Source organism: Longimicrobium sp. (assembly GCF_048594345.1).
In the GTDB taxonomy this organism is placed as follows: domain Bacteria; phylum Gemmatimonadota; class Gemmatimonadetes; order Longimicrobiales; family Longimicrobiaceae; genus Longimicrobium.
In genome coordinates, this window is sequence record NZ_JBMDXM010000188.1 from 72,979 (window position 1) to 88,733 (window position 15,755).

Genomic DNA, 15,755 nt, shown 5'->3' on the forward strand with positions numbered 1-15,755 from the left:
AGGTGCCGTCCACGCGATGCGCGGGCGGCTGCGGCGGGGTGCGGCTACGGCTGCCCCTCGCCGCGCGCGCGTCCCCACGGTCCTGCAGATGGAGGCGGTGGAGTGCGGCGCGGCCTGCCTGGCCATGGTGCTGGCGTACCACCGCAAGCTGGTGCCGCTGGAGGAGGTGCGGATGGCGTGCGGCGTGTCGCGCGACGGCAGCAAGGCCAGCAACGTGGTCAAGGCGGCGCGCGCCTACGGGCTGAACGCCAAGGGGTTCAAGAAGGAGCCGGCCGATCTGCGCGGGCTGCCGGTGCCCATGATCGTCCACTGGAACTTCAACCACTTCGTGGTGCTGGAGGGGTTCGGAAAGGGGCGGGCCTTTCTGAACGACCCCGCCCACGGGCCCCGCCAGGTAGGCGAAGACGAGTTCGACCAGTCGTTCACCGGGGTGGCGCTGACCTTTGAGCCCACCCCGGAGTTCGTCCCGGGCGGCGAGGGCCGCAGCCTGGTGGCGTCGCTGGGGCGCCGGCTGGCGGGGCTGCGGATGGCGGTTCTCTACGTGGTCCTGGCGGGGCTGGCGCTGGTCATCCCCGGCCTGCTGGTGCCCACCTTTTCGCGCGTGTTCGTGGACGACGTGCTGGTAAAGGGGATGGGCGACTGGGTCAAGCCGCTCACCTGGTTCATGGCCGGCACCGCCGCGGTGATGGCGCTGCTGACCCTGCTGCAGCAGCGCTACCTGCTGCGGCTGGAGACGCGGCTGGCCATCAGCACCTCCGCGCGCTTTCTGTGGCACGTCCTGCACCTTCCCCTGCAGTTCTTTACCCAGCGCTTTCCCGGCGAGATCGCCTCGCGCGTGGGGATCAACGACCGCGTGGCTTCGCTGCTGTCCGGCGAGCTGGCGACCACCATGCTGGCGGCGGTGATGGTGGCGTTCTACGCCGCCCTCATGCTGCGCTACGACCCGCTGCTGGCGGCGGTCGTGGTCGCCACGGGGGCGCTGAACATGCTGGCGCTGCGCTACGTGGCGCGGCGGCGCACGGACCTGAGCCAGCGGCTGCTGCAGGACCGCGGCAAGGCCATCGGCACGGCCATGGGCGGGCTGCTGAACATCGAAAACCTCAAGGCGACGGGCTCGGAGTCCGACTTCTTCGCCCGCTGGAGCGGCTACTACGCCAAGGCCGCCAACGCGCAGCACCAGCTGGCGCTGCAGACCACGCTTCTCGCCACCGTCCCTCCGCTGCTGCTGGCGTTGAGCACGGCGCTGCTGCTGGGGATGGGCGGGCTGCGGGTGATGGACGGCGAGCTGAGCATGGGGATGCTGATTGCGTTCCAGGCGCTAATGATGGCGTTTCTGGCGCCCGTAAACTCGCTGGTGAACATGGGGAGCACGCTGCAGGAGGTACGCGGCGACATGAACCGGCTGGACGACGTGCTGCGCGCGCGGACGGAGGGAATGGACGCGGCCGAATCGCCGGCGCCGATGACGAATGGCGCATCGTCGGAGGGCGTATCGGCAAACGAGGTGTCGGCGGACCATGCGGACGAGGCGCCCCTGTCGCGGCTGTCGGGGCACCTGGAGCTGCGGCGCGTCTCGTTCGGCTACAGCCGGCTGGAGCCGGCGCTCATCCAGGACTTTACGCTCATGCTCAAGCCGGGGGCGCGGGTGGCGCTGGTCGGCGGGTCGGGATCGGGAAAGAGCACGGTGGCGCGGCTGGTGAGCGGGTTGCACGAGCCGTGGGCGGGCGAGGTGCTGCTGGACGGCGTGCGCCGCGACCACGTGCCGCGCCCGGTGATGACCAGCAGCTTTGCCGTGGTGGACCAGGAGGTGTTCCTGTTCGAGGGCACCGTGCGCGACAACCTGACCATGTGGGACCCCACCGTCCCCGAGCCGGACCTGGTGGAAGCCGCGCGCGACGCCTGCATCCATGACGACGTAAGCGCGCGCGCCGGCGGATACGCCAGCCGGGTGGAGGAGGGCGGGCGCAACTTCAGCGGCGGGCAGCGGCAGCGGATGGAGATCGCCCGCGCGCTGGTGAACCGCCCCAGCGTGCTGGTGCTGGACGAGGCGACCAGCGCACTGGATCCCGCGGTGGAGCAGGAGATCGACGACAACCTGCGCCGCCGCGGCTGCACCTGCCTGATCGTGGCGCACCGGCTCAGCACCATCCGCGACTGCGACGAAATCGTGGTGATGGATGCCGGCAAGATCGTGCAGCGCGGCACGCACGACGAGCTGAAGGACGCCGACGGCCCGTATCGCGACCTGATCGCGGCGGAGTGAGGCTTCCGGTGACGCTTCGACGAGCCCGCTCTGGATGAGTGGGTGCGAGATGGTGGGCCGCCCCCCTCCCCGGCCCTCCCCCGCAAACTGCGCGGGGGAGGGAGGTGCGACGCACCTTTTCGCAGCGGGATCGATGTTCCCCACTCTCCGTGAGGAACGAACGGGGAGGGGCCGGGGGGGCGCCCGCGGACGAAGTTCGATGCTGGTCGTCGAGCTACGACCGGGATCTGACCCCGATCCTTCGAAACCGGGATCGAAGTTCTCCCCCCGCGGGGAGCCACGAAGGGGGCGGGGCCGGGGGAGGGCCACCCCGCAGACGCAGTGAGATCTGCATCGAAATGCGTGAAACCGGTATGAACCTGTGAGCATCCTGGACGCGGCCGCCGCGCTGGCGGGGGGACGACCGCTGGCCGCCGTGGGCAACCGCCCGCTGCGGCTGGACGCGGACCGCGTCTGGATCGTCCGCAGCGGGCGCGTGGACGTGTTCGCCACCCGGCTGGTGGACGGCGAGCCCGACGGCCCGCGCCGCCACCTGTTTCGCCTGGAGGCCGGCGACCCCGTCTTTGGCGTGGGGGAGGATCCGGCCGCGGACCGCGCGCTGCTGGCCGTCGGCTCGCCGGGGACCCTGCTGGCGGAGTTCGGGCTGGCGCAGGTGGAGGCGCTGGCGGCGGATCCGCTCACCCGTCCCGCCTTCGCGGAGCTGGCCCAGCGCTGGTGCGAGCGGGTGTGGGACGGCCTGGTGGGCCGCGCGACGGTGCGCCGGGCCACGGGCGGCGTGGCGGGGGAGGAGATCCAGCTGGCGCAGGGCGCCAGCCTGCGGCCGGAGGCGCCGCTGGCGTGGGTAGAGCCGCTGGAGGGCACCCTGTGCCTCCTCGGCCGCCGCGCCGCGGCCGTGGAAACCGGCGAGCTGGCGCCGGTGACGCGGCGCGGGTGGGTGGAAGCCGTGGATGACGCGCGGGTGCGGCTGCTGGACACGGACGCGGTGCTGAACGCGCACGGCCCGGCCGCCGTGCTGCGGGCGCTGGCGCTGCTGCACGACGCGGCCGTGGCGCTGGCGGACGACCGCGCCCGCGCGGACGAGGCGGCGTACCAGGCGCGGATGGTGGCGCGCGAGCAGGCGCAGGCGCAGGGGATGGCGGGCGGTCTGTCGCGGCTGGCCGGCACCCTGGCCAGCGCGGGCCGGCGGCTGGAGATGCGGATGCGCCCGCCGGAGGGCGCGGCCGAGGACACGCTGTTCGCCGCCTTCCGGCTGGTGGCGGGCGCCGCCGGCGTGGCGGTGGAGCCGCCGGCCGGCCGGCCGAATACGAAAGATCCCATCCAGGCGCTGGCCCGCGCCTGCCGCGTGCGCGCGCGCCGCGTGGTGCTGCGCGACGCGTGGTGGCGCGCGGATAACGGGCCCCTGCTGGGGCGCTGGGCGGATCATCCCGCTCCCCTGGCGCTGCTCCCCGCGCGCGGCGGATACGAGGCGTACGATCCCGACGCCCGCACCCGCGTGCCGGTGGACGAGGCGGTGGCGGCCAGGGTGGGGCCCACCGCGTACATGCTGTACCGCCCATTCCCGTCTGAGCCGCTGCGGCCGCTGCAGGTGCTGCGCTTCGGGCTGCAGGGTTGCAAGCCGGACCTGCTGACGGCGCTGGCCGCGGCCACGCTGGGCGCCGTCCTGGGACTGGTGCTGCCGCTGGCGACGGGGATGCTCTTCGAAACCATCATCCCCGGCGCCGACCGCGGGCAGCTGGTGCAGATGACGCTGGTGCTGGTGGCGGTGGCGCTGGCCGGCGCGCTGTTCACCGTCGTCCGCGGCGTCGCCGTGGTGCGCGTGGAGACGCGTACGGCGGGGGCCATTCAGGCGGCGGTGTGGGACCGGCTGGTGGCACTGCCGCTCCCCTTCTTTCGCGACTACTCCGCGGGCGAGCTGGCCACGCGCGCCATGGGCGTGGAGGAGATCCGGCGGCTGATGACGGGCGCCGTGGTGACGGGGCTGCTGGCGGGGCTCTTCTCGCTGAGCAACCTGTTCCTGCTCTTTCACTACGACGTGGTGCTGGGCGCGGTGGGGACGGGGCTGATCGCCATCTCCCTCCTCGTCTCCGTGACCGTCGGCATCCTTCAGCTGCGCAGCCAGCGGGCGATCCTGACGCTGCGCTCGCGCATCAGCGGGCGAATGCTGCAGTTCCTCACGGGCATCTCCAAGCTCAAGCTCGCAGGCGCGGAGCCGCAGGCGTTCGCACTGTGGGCGCGGGACTTCGGAGAGCAGCGCGACCGGCAGTTCCACAACCGCGTGCTGGGGGTGCGGCTCTCCGTTTTCAACGCCGCCTATCCCGTGCTCTGCTCCATCATCCTCTTCACCCTGGCCGCGCGGTCGCTGGGGACGGAGGAGGCCATGGGGACGGGCGAGTTCCTGGGATTTACCGCCGCCTTCGGGCTCTGCCTGGGGGCGGTGCTGTCCACGAGCACGGCGGTGATCCAGGCGCTCTCGGCCGTGCCGCTGTACGAGCAGGTAAAGCCGATCCTGCACACCAGTCCCGAAGTGCGGCCGGGGAAGGACGATCCGGGTGAGCTGTCCGGCGCCATCGAGCTGCAGCACGTCTCCTTTCGCTACGGCGATGGGCCGCCGGTGCTGCGCGACGTCTCCGTCCGCGTTCGCCCCGGCGAGTTCGTGGCCTTCGTGGGGCCGTCCGGATCCGGAAAATCGACCATCTTTCGCCTGCTGCTAGGCTTCGAGACGCCGGAGGTGGGGTCCGTCTCGTACGACGAGCAGGACCTGGGTGGGGTGGACGTGGAGGCGGTGCGGCGGCAGATGGGCGTGGTGCTGCAGAGCGGGCGGGTGATGACGGGCGACCTGTTCACCAACATCGTGGGCTCGTCGTCGGCCACGCTGGACGACGCGTGGGAGGCGGCGCGGATGTCGGGGCTGGACGAGGACATCCGCCGCATGCCCATGGGGATGCACACACTGGTGAGCGACGGCGGCGGCACCCTGAGCGGCGGCCAGCGCCAGCGGCTGATGATCGCGCGCGCCATCGTCAACCGCCCGCGCATCCTGCTGATGGACGAGGCGACCAGCGCGCTGGACAACCGCACGCAGGCCATCGTCAGCGCCAGTCTGGACGCCCTGCGCGCCACCCGCGTGGTGATCGCGCACCGGCTCAGTACCATCCTGCACGCGGACCACATTCACGTCCTTGTCGCCGGCGCCATCGTGGAGAGCGGCACCTACGATGAGTTGATGGCCCGCGACGGCGTGTTCGCGGCGATGGCCCGCAGGCAGATGGTGTGATGGTGTGATGGTGTGATGGTGTGATGGTCAGGGGAGGTCCATTCCTGGCGCTACACACCAGCAATCCTGTCATTCCGAAGGAGGCGCCGCACGTCAGCGCCCCCCTTGCTCCGCACTCTGGCGCCGACTGAGAAATCTACTGTCGGATGCTCGTGGCTGGTCGGCAGCCACAGACTGGCAGACGCGTGGTTCGCAGCGCGATACAAAGGACCGACGTCTGAGCCTGAGACCGGAGCGCGAGACGGACTACGAGCAGCAGCGAGTAGATATCTCAGTCGGCGCCATGGTTTCCGGTCACGGCATGACGCAGCGCGGCGCCTCCTTCGAAATGACAGGTTGTCAGCATGCGGACGACCGCTCCGTCCGTCGACGTGAGGCAGCGACTCCGTTGGAAGAGAGAAATCCACGTGCGCCAGCCGGAAATGCGCACCGAAGCATGATTCACCCACGCAGCACCGGGACACGATGACGTACGCGAAGCAGCGCATCAGCAGCCTTCTAACGCTCATCCTGGCCGCCATGGTGGTGGCGGGGTGCGGAGGGTCGGACGATCCCATCGCGCAGCGGATCAAGCGCGCGCGCGGCGGAGGGGAGATCGTGATCGGCGCGGCGTGGCCGTGGGAGGCGCGCGGCGGGCAGATCATGTACGGCAAGGGGCTGGACCTGGCCGTGGAGGAGCTGAACGCGGCGGGCGGCGTGCTGGGCCGGCCGGTGAAGCTGCTGCGCCTGGACGACCAGGAATCGGTGGACCGTGGCCGCATCATCGCCCAGGAACTGGGCCGCAACCCCGACGTGGTGGCGGTCATCGGCCACCTGCATTCCTACGTAACCGTCTCCGCCGCGCCCATCTACGACCTGTCCGGCCTGCTGCTGGTGAGCGCCACCTCCACCACGCCGGAGCTCACCAACAAGGGATACGGCCGCGTCTTTCGCACCGTCTTCAACGATACGGAAGTGGGGCGGCAGATGGCGCAGTACGCGCGCGACCGGGGCTATCGCCGCACCGTGATCTACTACGCGCGCAACGAGTACGGCCGCGAGCTGGCCAACGCCTTCGAGGAGCACCTGGTGGCGGGCGGAGGCCAGGTGGTGAACCGCGAGTCGTTCGATCCCAACCTGTCCGCCAACCCCGTGGCCGCCGAGCAGACGGTGAACAGCTGGACCAACTGGGAGTTCGATGCCGTGTTCATCGCGGGGGAAGACAAGCAGGCGGCGCTGCTGGTGAAGGAGTTGCGCAGCCGCGGGATCGGCGTTCCCGTGCTGGGCAGCGACGTGCTGGCGACCCCCGACTTTCTGCGGATCGGCGGCCCGGCGGTGGAGGGGACGGTGATCGCGACGGCATTTCACGACGAGGCGCCGGATCCCGAGGTGCAGCGCTTTAACCAGGTGTTCCGCAAGCGCTACGGCGGCGATCCCGACGTGGGGGCGGCGCTGGGCTACGACGCGGTGCGGGTGCTCGCACAGGCCATGCGCGAAGCCCAGAGCACCGAGCCCGACAAGGTGGCCGCCGCCATGCGCGGGCTGCGCGGCTTTCAGGGCGTGACGGGCGCGTTCAGCTTTGACGCCAGCGGCAACCTGGTGGGGATGCCCATCCGCAGGATCGTCGTCCGCCGCGGCGAGTTCCACTACCTGGACGAGGCCGCGGCCGCCGCGCCGCGGTAGAGCGGCAGGGCGGCGGGATAGAATCCGGCGGCGATTCCGTAGGAACCGGAGACACGAACGCGCGACGGAATCCGCACGTGTGGGGAGCAGTCGCAACGAATTGCGCGATGTGAAAAATGGCATGTCGCGTGCTCTGTACGAGCACATCATCATGCCTTCATTTCTTGCCAGGAGCGTTTCCATGGCCGACGGCGTTGTCCCGTCCGATGCTGAGGACGACGAGCTGGACGTAGAAGAACTGGAAGACGCCGCCGGAGGCATCGTGGCGCCGCTGGAAGACATCAACTCGGGGTGCACGATCAACGGCAACTGCGGCTGCTCCTCGCTCGCCGGCGACTGATAACGTCGATATCCCGCTCTTCTTGCCCCGCGGCGTCATCCGGTACGCCGCAGGCCCCGTCCTTCTGCCCGCCTCCGCCGCCATGGACGTTCAGACGCTTCCCATTCCCGCGGTGCACCGGCCGGAGCAGTCATCCCGCGATCGCGCCCGCGCCGACACCCTCCGCGCGTTCGGCGCCGGTCCGGCGGAGGTCGAGGAGCTGCTGGACTACAACCGCCCGCTCTTCGCCATCCCCTCCGCCCTCGACCTCCCTCTCGCCGACGAGCCGTTCGTCGAAACCTGGGTGCGCTATGCGGCGGATGCAAAATCGCGCGGCGTGCTCCCCGTGCTGCGCGAGCACCTGGTGCAACTGCGCTTTCCCGTCGCGGCGGGGATCAGCGAGACGGAGGCATACCAGGCCGCCACCCGCAAAGGTGTGCTCCCGGCCGGGACGGCCGATCTGCGGCTGGAGAACGCGGACGGGCTGCGGCTGTTGATCCACCCCACCCCCGCCGGCGCCGTCCCCGTGCTGCTGACCCCCTGCCGCGCGGACTTCGAATCGCTCGTCCGTGCGCTGACGCGAAAGAACGAGCCCGCGCCGTTGCCTGCGTCGATGGGCGCGTGCATGGTGGCGGGCTACAACAACTGGGGCCGCGTGGCGGAAGTGCGCCGGCGCTGGGAAGCGGGTGAGGTGGACGCGGGCGGGGCGCGCGACTGGTCCACCGCCTTCGCCCGGCTCAAGCCGCGGAAGGAGCTGTACCAGGACCGCTTTGTCCTGCTGAGCAGCGGCCCGTACAGCGGCGTCCCCGCGGAGGCGATGGAGATGGAGCCGGAGGAATGGAGCCGGGCCTCCATCACCATCCGCCTGGAGCACGAGTGTACACACTACTTCACCCGCCGCGTGCTCGGCTCCATGCGCAACAACCTGCTCGACGAGCTGCTGGCCGACTACGCCGGCATTGTCGCCGCTACCGGCCGCTTTCGCGCCGACTGGTTCCTGCGCTTCATGGGTTTGGACGTGGAGGACGGCTGCCGCGCCGACGGCCGCATCTGGACCTACCGCGGCGACCCCCCGCTCTCCGACGCCGCTTTCGCCGTGCTGCAGCGGCTCGTGCGCGCCGCCGTGGCGCGGGTGAAAGAGGTGGATGGGGGGCTGGATGATGGATTTCGCGCGCCCTTGGGCCGCGCGCGGGTGCTGCTGGCCCTGGCGGAGCTGACGCTGGAGGAACTGGCGCTACCAGCATAATCGCCACCATCGCCACGTCATCCAATGCTTGGTGCATCTCGAAGGGTTGGACTAACGTAATGAAGTATAAGGAGCTTCTATTTGTAGAGGCTGACCACCCTCAGATAGAGATAACGGACTACTATATCTAGCTAGGTCGAAAAATGCAGGTGAGAATTTGCGGGTAACTGCGCTAAGAATAATGCATTAGAAGAAAGTCGTGAAGCGGCATGTTCCCTGCCTTGTAGCAGGCTGCAGGACAATCCCATCCTTCCCCTCCATCAAGGAGAACCACCATGTCAGAGCAGAACAACGCTCCCGCGCAGAACAGCGACGAACTCGACGTCGAAGAACTCGAGCAGGTGGCTGGCGGCGGCGGAGAACTCGGCGATTCGGAGCAAGTGAGCGTGAACAACGGCTGCACCAATTACGGCTGCTGATGAGCTCTAAAGGGATGCCGCCGGGAAGGACGTCCGGCGGCATCCCGCACTCGCGGTGACCCGAGCCAGCTGCTTCGGCTAACCATTGAACCTGCTAATCCCCTGCTGGTGCTGCCACCACGAGGAGTTATGAGGATTCTGCCGACCCCCGACATGCAAACGTCTCCGCTGGACCGCGATCCGTCGGTCAGGCAGCCGTCCCTCGTCAAGCTGGGCTATACTCCTAAAGCCCGCTGGGTACCCTCGCGCTACAACGCGCGTACCGTGGGCCACGACGGACGGTTGATCCTGTGGAACACGTACACGGGCGCCATCAGTGTCTTTCAGCCGAAAGACCGTGATCGGGTGCTGGCCGCTCTCTCTGTCTCAGGCGTGGAGGAGCCTCTTGGCTCCACGGCAAGCTACCTGGTACGACGGGGTTACCTCGTTACGTCGAGTGTGAGCGAGCTGGACAAGTTTCGGTACCGGTACGGAAGGGAGCAGTTTCGCACGGACATACTGCAGCTCATCCTTCTCGCCAGCGAAGATTGCAATTTCCGCTGTGTCTACTGCTACGAGAAATTCCAGCGCGGTACCATGAGTCCTGAAGTGCGTCATGGCCTGCGCGAGATGGTGACGAAGCGCGCGCCCCGCCTGAATGAACTGGATATCTCATGGTTCGGGGGCGAACCCCTTTACGGGTGGGAAGCCGTCGAGGAACTGGCCCCGTTTTTCAAGCGCGTCGCCGATGAGCATGGCATTCGTCATCGACAGAACATGACGACGAATGCGTACCTCCTAACTGAAGAACGTGCCACCAGGCTGCTGGAGTGGGGCTGTCGTACGTATCAGATCACCATCGATGGGCTACCCGATCAGCACAACTGCAAGCGCGTGGGCCGGGACGGCAGTCCGACGTACCATGTGATTCTGGACAACCTGCGCTCACTCAAGGCGCGTGATGATGTCTTCTCGGTCATTGTCCGCGTGAACTTCGATCGGGACAACGTGATGGCGCTTGGCGCCTTCCTCGAGGCGCTGAGTGAGGATTTCGGAGGCGACCCGCGCTTCAAGCTGCGTTTCCGTGCGGTGGGCAAATGGGGCGGTTCCAACGACCAAAATCTGGATACGTGTGGGCTGGATGAGCAGAAGGCTGTACTCGCACAGCTTCGCGAAAAGGCCGGCGAAGTGGACTTGGGCTTGGAAGCCGGGGTACGTCGCATGGCGTCCTTTGGCAGCGAAGTTTGCTATGCGGCGCGCCCCTACAACTTCATCGTGGGCGCGAGCGGCAAGCTCATGAAATGTACTGTAGTCCTGGAGGAACTGGAGAGCAACGTCGTGGGTCAGATCCTGCCTGACGGGACTATGGACTTAAAGGACGAGTACATGGCACAGTGGGTGAAACCCTATTTCGAGACGGACCCACTCTGCCAGAAGTGCTATGTCCTACCCATCTGTCAGGGATCGCACTGCCCGCTGCCGCGCATCACGGAGAACAACACCCGGCAGTGCTCGTCCGTCAAGAAGGAACTCAAGTTCGATATGCGCTTCACCCTGGCCGGGAGTGACCGCAGTCGCGCGACGGACGCTGCGGCCGGGCTGGTGGTGTCGGACTGAAAAAGACACTGGAGCCGTCCGATGCCCGCCACCCCCCAACCTGTCCTTTCCACGGGGCTGCTGATGCCCGGTGATCGCGTCGCGCGGTCTTCGGTCCCCGTTTGGGCCGCACGGCTGCGCAAGCGAGTAGCCCAAGTGAGTGCAGGCGTGCGGCGCACGTGGGACCTTGCGGAAGGCGTGGGGCGTGTCGCCAACAACGCGGCCCTGATCGCCGCGCTGCAGGGCAACGTGGATCGAGCTGCGTCACTGTGCCGCGCGCAGATCCGCTGGCAGGACCGCACGAGCCGCCGCGCCGGAAACACACGAATCGCCAGACTTGGCGTGCAGCCCTGGGTGAACCTCGGGCGCCTGCAGGCCCAAGCCGGGGACTGGGAAGGTGCCCTGGAACGATTCGCCCGCCTTGCGTACCCCGGTGCCGACGGATGGCTGTGCCTGGGCACCCTCCGCGTTCCACCCACGGGGGCGGAGGGCGCACCAGAGGGCTTCGACGGCTTTCTTCACAGCGCGTACGTGGCGGATTCACTCAAGGCCCTGCTCATTAACGGGCGCTACGCCGAGACAATGGCGTTCGCTGCTCGCCAAGCCGCCGATCACGGCGACAACCCCGTGCTGCACGAAGCACGCGTGGTGGCCGCAGGCCGCCAGGGCGAGAGCGATGCGGCCGCAGCGCTCGCGCGCGAGGGGCGGACCCGATGGCGGGGGTGGGCGCGGGCAGTGTTCTCGGTGCGGCTCGCGGAGGTGCTGGCTTGTGCCGGCCAGAGGGAAGAGGCGTGCTCGGAGCTTGCGAGGGTTGCCGCCACGTTCGGCTCGCTGTCCCACAAGGTGCGGAGCCGGCTGGAGCACCTGTTCATCATCGTGCGTGCCGCGCAGACCTGTGCCGAGTTGGGGATGCGGGAGGAAGCCGCCGGGCTCGCGAGTGCCGCGGCGGAAGGTGCGCTTGTGGCGGAGGATGAGATTCTGCGGATCGAGTCCCTTCGGGTGGTCTGCGCCGCGCGGCCCGGCGAAGACACCGCCGCGTGGCGGACTCTGGAAGCATTGCAGACGGGCACCGGATACGCTCGCTACCGTCGGAACGCTCAGCCCCCTATGCACGACGAAGAAGCCGACCAGCTGTTTGAAGAGCTGGACGTGTTGTTCGCGGACTGAGGCTCCGCACTCCGCGTCGTTAGCGTTCTGGCTTGAGCCGGTGGTGGCGCAGGAAGTCCATGAACTTGAGGTAGTCGTCCGGGGCCACGCCAAAGACGCAGAGGGCGCGCTTGTAGCTCCAGTTGCTGCGGCGCAGCCCTTCCTCGATCACGGCGCGTACCTGGCAGCGGTTGAGCTCGCGGTCCATGAAGGGCTCGTGCACCAGATCCCAGAACGTCCCCGTGCCCTCCACCATCCGCTCGACCAGCGACCCGGCCGCCGCGGGGGCGGTCGACATCGACACGGCGGTGGCACCGACGCCGGCGGCAAAGCTGGGAAAGCCGCCGCAGGACCCGTCGCACTCCAGCTGCTCCTCGAATGCGGAGGGCTCGATGAGTTCGGCGCCGGAGGTGAGGGAGTGGCTGGTCTCCACCACCGCGCGCAGCTCGCGGACGTTGCCGGGCCAGGGATAGCTGGCCAGCCGGTCCAGCGCGCGCTCCGAAAAGCGCCGCTGCGTCCCCGTCTGCGCGTTCAGCCGGCGGACGTAGTGGTCGGTCATCAGCTGCCAGTCGCCGCCGCGGTCGCGCAGCGGGGTGATGTGCAGCTGCATGTGGCGCAGGCGGTAGAGCAGGTCCTCGCGAAAGCGGCCCTGCGCCACCAGCGCGCGCAGGTCGCGGTTGGTGGCGGCGATCACCCGCACGTCCACGCTGCGCACGCGGGTGTCGCCCACGGGCACCAGCTCGCCCTCGCTCAGCACGCGCAGCAGCATGGCCTGGGCGGCAAGGGGAAGCTCGCCCACCTCGTCCAGGAACACCACGCCGCCGTCCGCCTCGGTAAAGACGCCGCGATGCTCCTCGAACGCACCCGTAAAGCTGCCGCGCTTGTGGCCAAACAGCTCGCTGGCGATGAGCTGGCTTTCCGTGTACTGGGCGCAGTTGACGCTGAAGAACGGCTTACGGCCGCGGTTGCTGAGCAGGTAGATGGAGCGGGCGAACAGCTCCTTTCCCGTCCCCGTCTCACCGGTGATGAGCACGGGCCCGGACGCCTGCGCAAAGCGGTGCACCCGCTCCTGCAGCGCCAGCATCGAGGCGTGCTGGCCAACGAGCATCGTCTCGCGCCGCTCGCCCCACCGCTCCAGCGACATCAGGCGGATGCGCCGGGCCAGTTCCGTCTCGTCGACACCGCTGCTGGCAGATCGCTGGATCACGGCGCTTCCTTCCTTGTGGAGGACCGAGAACCTGGTTCATCCCCCCTCCGCACCTTTTGTGGAATCTCGTTGACAAACGGACGCCATCGGACGCGGAAGCGGAAACCGGCGTCGCGGAGGCACACCGCCGTCGCACGCAAGCGGGGGCGTGCCGCGCCGAAACGCGGGGAATACTCTCGAATTGTAACGGCGGGTGGGGCAGGGCTGCCTGGTGAAGCGTTCCCTACTTTATGGTGCGTTCGGTGCGGTGTCAACCACTTTGACGCCGTGCCAGTGTTTGCCTCATCCATCCTTTACAGCCGAGTCCTGTGGAATCGCACGCGGAGGCCGCGATAACCTTCGCGGCGGCGCGCCCGCGGGGGGCCGGGCGCTTTCCACTGGCGGGAACGCTGGGGCTGGCCGCGCGTCACGCGGGGTTGGAGCTGGTCCCCGAGGCGGCACGCGAGCGGGTGATCTGGGTGGCCGGACGCATCCCCGCGGCGCTCACCCGTGCCGCGTACCTGGAGTGCCGGCTGCGCGACGGCCCGGATCCGGTCGATCTCATCTTTCGCGTGGAAAAGACAGGCGCGGAGATCCTGGCCGGGCGCAACCCGATGATCGGCGCGGGACACCTGCGCGGCGGCGGGCCGGCGTGGAACGCGGTGGCGGCGCTTTGCGGCGCCTGGCTGGACGGCGGCGACTCCGTCTGGGCGCTGGTGCGGCACCTGTGGCTGGAACTGGATCTGGACGCGCCCGCCGCTCCGGGCGCCCCGCCCGTGCCGGCTCCGTCCGTCTTCCTTGCGTTCGACGACGACGCGACGTCAGGGATGGACGCTGACGCGCTTCTCTCGATGCTGGACGTGGTGCTGGCGCCGCTGATCCCCGGCGGCATGGACGCGGCGTCGCGCACCCGCCTTCGCGGCGTGCTGCTGCGGCGCCCGCCCGGCGCGGCGATGCCCTACGCGGGGATCATGTTCTCCCGCGCGCGCCAGGCGGTGCGCGTGTACCTGTCGCGCGTTCCGGGCGGGTCGGTGCCAGGGCTGCTGGACGAGGTGGGCTGGCCGGAGGAAGAGACGCGCGACGCGGCCCGGGTGCTGGGCGAGCTGCACGCCGGCGTGTCTCCGGAGCTGGGGATGCTGCACCTGGACGTGCTGGACGGCGCGCTGCTCCCCCGGCTGGGGCTGGAGTACACGCTGCAGCGCGCGCCGCAGGTCAAGGGTCAGGTGGCGGAGCGGGCGTTTGTCGACCGGCTGGTGGAGTGCGGCCTGTGCCGGCCGGAGCGCCGCGACGCGCTGCTGGCGTGGCCCGGCTACGAGGTGCGCACGCTGCGGCACGAGCTGTGGCCCAGCTGGCTCATCCGCCGCGTCAACTGCATCAAGCTCGTGCACGAGCCTGGGCGCGAGGCGCAGGCCAAAGCCTACCTGCTGGCGTTTCACCAGCCCTATCTGCGCCGTGCCCCCGCGGCGGAATCGGGGCTGCGATAGAGGCGGGCATCTAGCGGGTAGAGCGCGGGCGCGCCGGGCACGCCGCCGCAATCGGCGCGGATTGCGCATTTATCCAGTAACGGTGCGGGCTTTTGGAGGATGGGTGGGCGGCATCCGAGTTGCCCAGCGAGGGCTCTTGGGCCCCCCTTCTCACCTCCGTGACAGGAACTGGACCGATGCCTGACTCCAGGAAGCAGGACGACCTCCTTCGCGAGGTCATCGACCGTGCCTCCACCGACCGTGAGTTTCGCGCCCGGCTGCTCGCCGACCCGGCGTCGGCTATCCGCCACGCGTTCGGCGTGATCCTGCCGCACAATTACCGCATCCGCTTCATCGAGCGCCCGCGGGAGCTGGATGCGCTGATCGTGCTGCCGTCGCTGGAGCACGAGCTGGACGAGGAGGACCTGGAGCAGGTTGCCGGCGGAGCCGAGACCGACGAATGCGGAAAGTGGTAGGATGAGCCTCCTGGGCCGCATCCGCCTCTTTCCGCCCGAGGAAGCTCCGGCGCCTCCTCCGCCCGCGGTTCCCGTCGCAGCCGCCGGGCCGGAGCTTGGCGAGGACGACCTGGAGCAGGTGGTGGGCGGATTGGAGCGCATCTACATCTCCCGGGTGTCCGCGGACTGACAGCCGCCACCCCACGGGTCGATTCAACGCCAGCGTGGCCATCCGCCGCGCTGGCGTTCGTGCATCGTCCACCTGTCTCACCTCCCGGATCCCGCGATGGGGCCAGCATTTCCGCAGATGCGCCGCAGACCTCCGATCGCGGGGTGGTGCATGGTTCTATAGATCGCGCATCAGGTGGTGCGGACCGCCTGCTCCGGTGGCGCTCCGGATACGCCTCGACGATCCGCATCCCTCTCAAAAAAAATTTCCATGGCATCCTGCCGCTCTTCCATCCCTCTACCGTTTCCGAGGCTTTTCAAGAAGTCCGAAGCGCTCCCGACCAGGAAAGCCCGCCGACACTGCGGAGGCGCTCGATGGACCCTTCCTGAAAGGGATGCGCTCGATCGCAGGTCACGCGGCACGAGAAAACTCCGTTAACCCTCGGTTATTCACGTAGCTCCAGGTATGCCGTCGCGGAGCTTTGCGGCTACGCGCGGCGAGGTGCACAGCTGGTCGATGGCTCTCGCGGGCACGTGGCCCCTTTCCCCACAGGTATCCGGGAGGAATCGTGGCGTCTC

Annotated in this window: 12 protein-coding genes; 11 read left to right on the forward strand and 1 reads right to left on the reverse strand. The window is 68.8% G+C overall.

Annotation, left to right across the window (positions count from 1 at the left end; all coding sequences use genetic code 11):
• The first annotated feature begins 16 nt into the window (after positions 1-16).
• The 8 genes from ACOJUJ_RS20695 (at position 17) to ACOJUJ_RS20730 (ending at position 11,925) form a co-directional block, all read left to right on the forward strand.
• Entirely contained in the window at positions 17-2,263 is a 2,247-nt protein-coding gene (locus tag ACOJUJ_RS20695; protein WP_420128821.1) for an NHLP family bacteriocin export ABC transporter peptidase/permease/ATPase subunit, read from the forward strand.
• Positions 2,264-2,624: 361 nt separating this feature from the next.
• Positions 2,625-5,537, forward strand: a complete 2,913-nt coding sequence (locus tag ACOJUJ_RS20700) for an NHLP bacteriocin export ABC transporter permease/ATPase subunit (protein WP_420128808.1) — start codon at positions 2,625-2,627, stop codon at positions 5,535-5,537.
• Between the two features lie 465 nt (positions 5,538-6,002).
• A complete protein-coding gene (locus ACOJUJ_RS20705; RefSeq protein ID WP_420128809.1) occupies positions 6,003-7,199 on the forward strand; it encodes an ABC transporter substrate-binding protein in 1,197 nt (398 codons plus the stop codon).
• A gap of 181 nt (positions 7,200-7,380) precedes the next feature.
• Positions 7,381-7,539 carry a hypothetical protein gene (locus tag ACOJUJ_RS20710; RefSeq protein ID WP_420128810.1) on the forward strand — a complete coding sequence of 53 codons (159 nt, stop codon included), beginning with the start codon at positions 7,381-7,383 and terminating at the stop codon, positions 7,537-7,539.
• 82 nt (positions 7,540-7,621) lie between these two features.
• Positions 7,622-8,764 (forward strand): DUF7005 family protein, encoded by a 1,143-nt coding sequence (locus tag ACOJUJ_RS20715; RefSeq protein ID WP_420128811.1) that lies wholly within the window; start codon positions 7,622-7,624, stop codon positions 8,762-8,764.
• A 275-nt stretch (positions 8,765-9,039) separates the two neighbouring features.
• The gene (locus tag ACOJUJ_RS20720; protein WP_420128812.1) at positions 9,040-9,183 is read left to right on the forward strand and encodes a hypothetical protein; all 144 of its coding nucleotides are present in this window, start codon (positions 9,040-9,042) and stop codon (positions 9,181-9,183) included.
• Positions 9,184-9,312: 129 nt separating this feature from the next.
• The gene (locus tag ACOJUJ_RS20725) at positions 9,313-10,779 is read left to right on the forward strand and encodes a radical SAM protein (protein WP_420128813.1); all 1,467 of its coding nucleotides are present in this window, start codon (positions 9,313-9,315) and stop codon (positions 10,777-10,779) included.
• A gap of 21 nt (positions 10,780-10,800) precedes the next feature.
• Positions 10,801-11,925, forward strand: coding sequence for a hypothetical protein (locus tag ACOJUJ_RS20730; RefSeq protein WP_420128814.1), 1,125 nt, complete (start codon positions 10,801-10,803; stop codon positions 11,923-11,925).
• Between the two features lie 19 nt (positions 11,926-11,944).
• Here ACOJUJ_RS20730 and ACOJUJ_RS20735 read toward each other — a convergent pair whose 3' ends face one another.
• Positions 11,945-13,111, reverse strand: coding sequence for a sigma 54-interacting transcriptional regulator (locus tag ACOJUJ_RS20735; RefSeq protein ID WP_420128815.1), 1,167 nt, complete (start codon positions 13,109-13,111; stop codon positions 11,945-11,947).
• Between the two features lie 308 nt (positions 13,112-13,419).
• Here ACOJUJ_RS20735 and ACOJUJ_RS20740 point away from each other — a divergent pair, with 308 nt between their 5' ends.
• The 3 genes from ACOJUJ_RS20740 to ACOJUJ_RS20750 all read left to right on the forward strand — a co-directional run bounded on the left by ACOJUJ_RS20740 (position 13,420) and on the right by ACOJUJ_RS20750 (position 15,198).
• Positions 13,420-14,574, forward strand: coding sequence for a hypothetical protein (locus ACOJUJ_RS20740; protein ID WP_420128816.1), 1,155 nt, complete (start codon positions 13,420-13,422; stop codon positions 14,572-14,574).
• 176 nt (positions 14,575-14,750) lie between these two features.
• Positions 14,751-15,029 carry an NHLP leader peptide family RiPP precursor gene (locus ACOJUJ_RS20745; RefSeq protein ID WP_420128817.1) on the forward strand — a complete coding sequence of 93 codons (279 nt, stop codon included), beginning with the start codon at positions 14,751-14,753 and terminating at the stop codon, positions 15,027-15,029.
• Position 15,030: 1 nt separating this feature from the next.
• Entirely contained in the window at positions 15,031-15,198 is a 168-nt protein-coding gene (locus ACOJUJ_RS20750; RefSeq protein ID WP_420128818.1) for a hypothetical protein, read from the forward strand.
• Positions 15,199-15,755 lie beyond the last annotated feature (557 nt).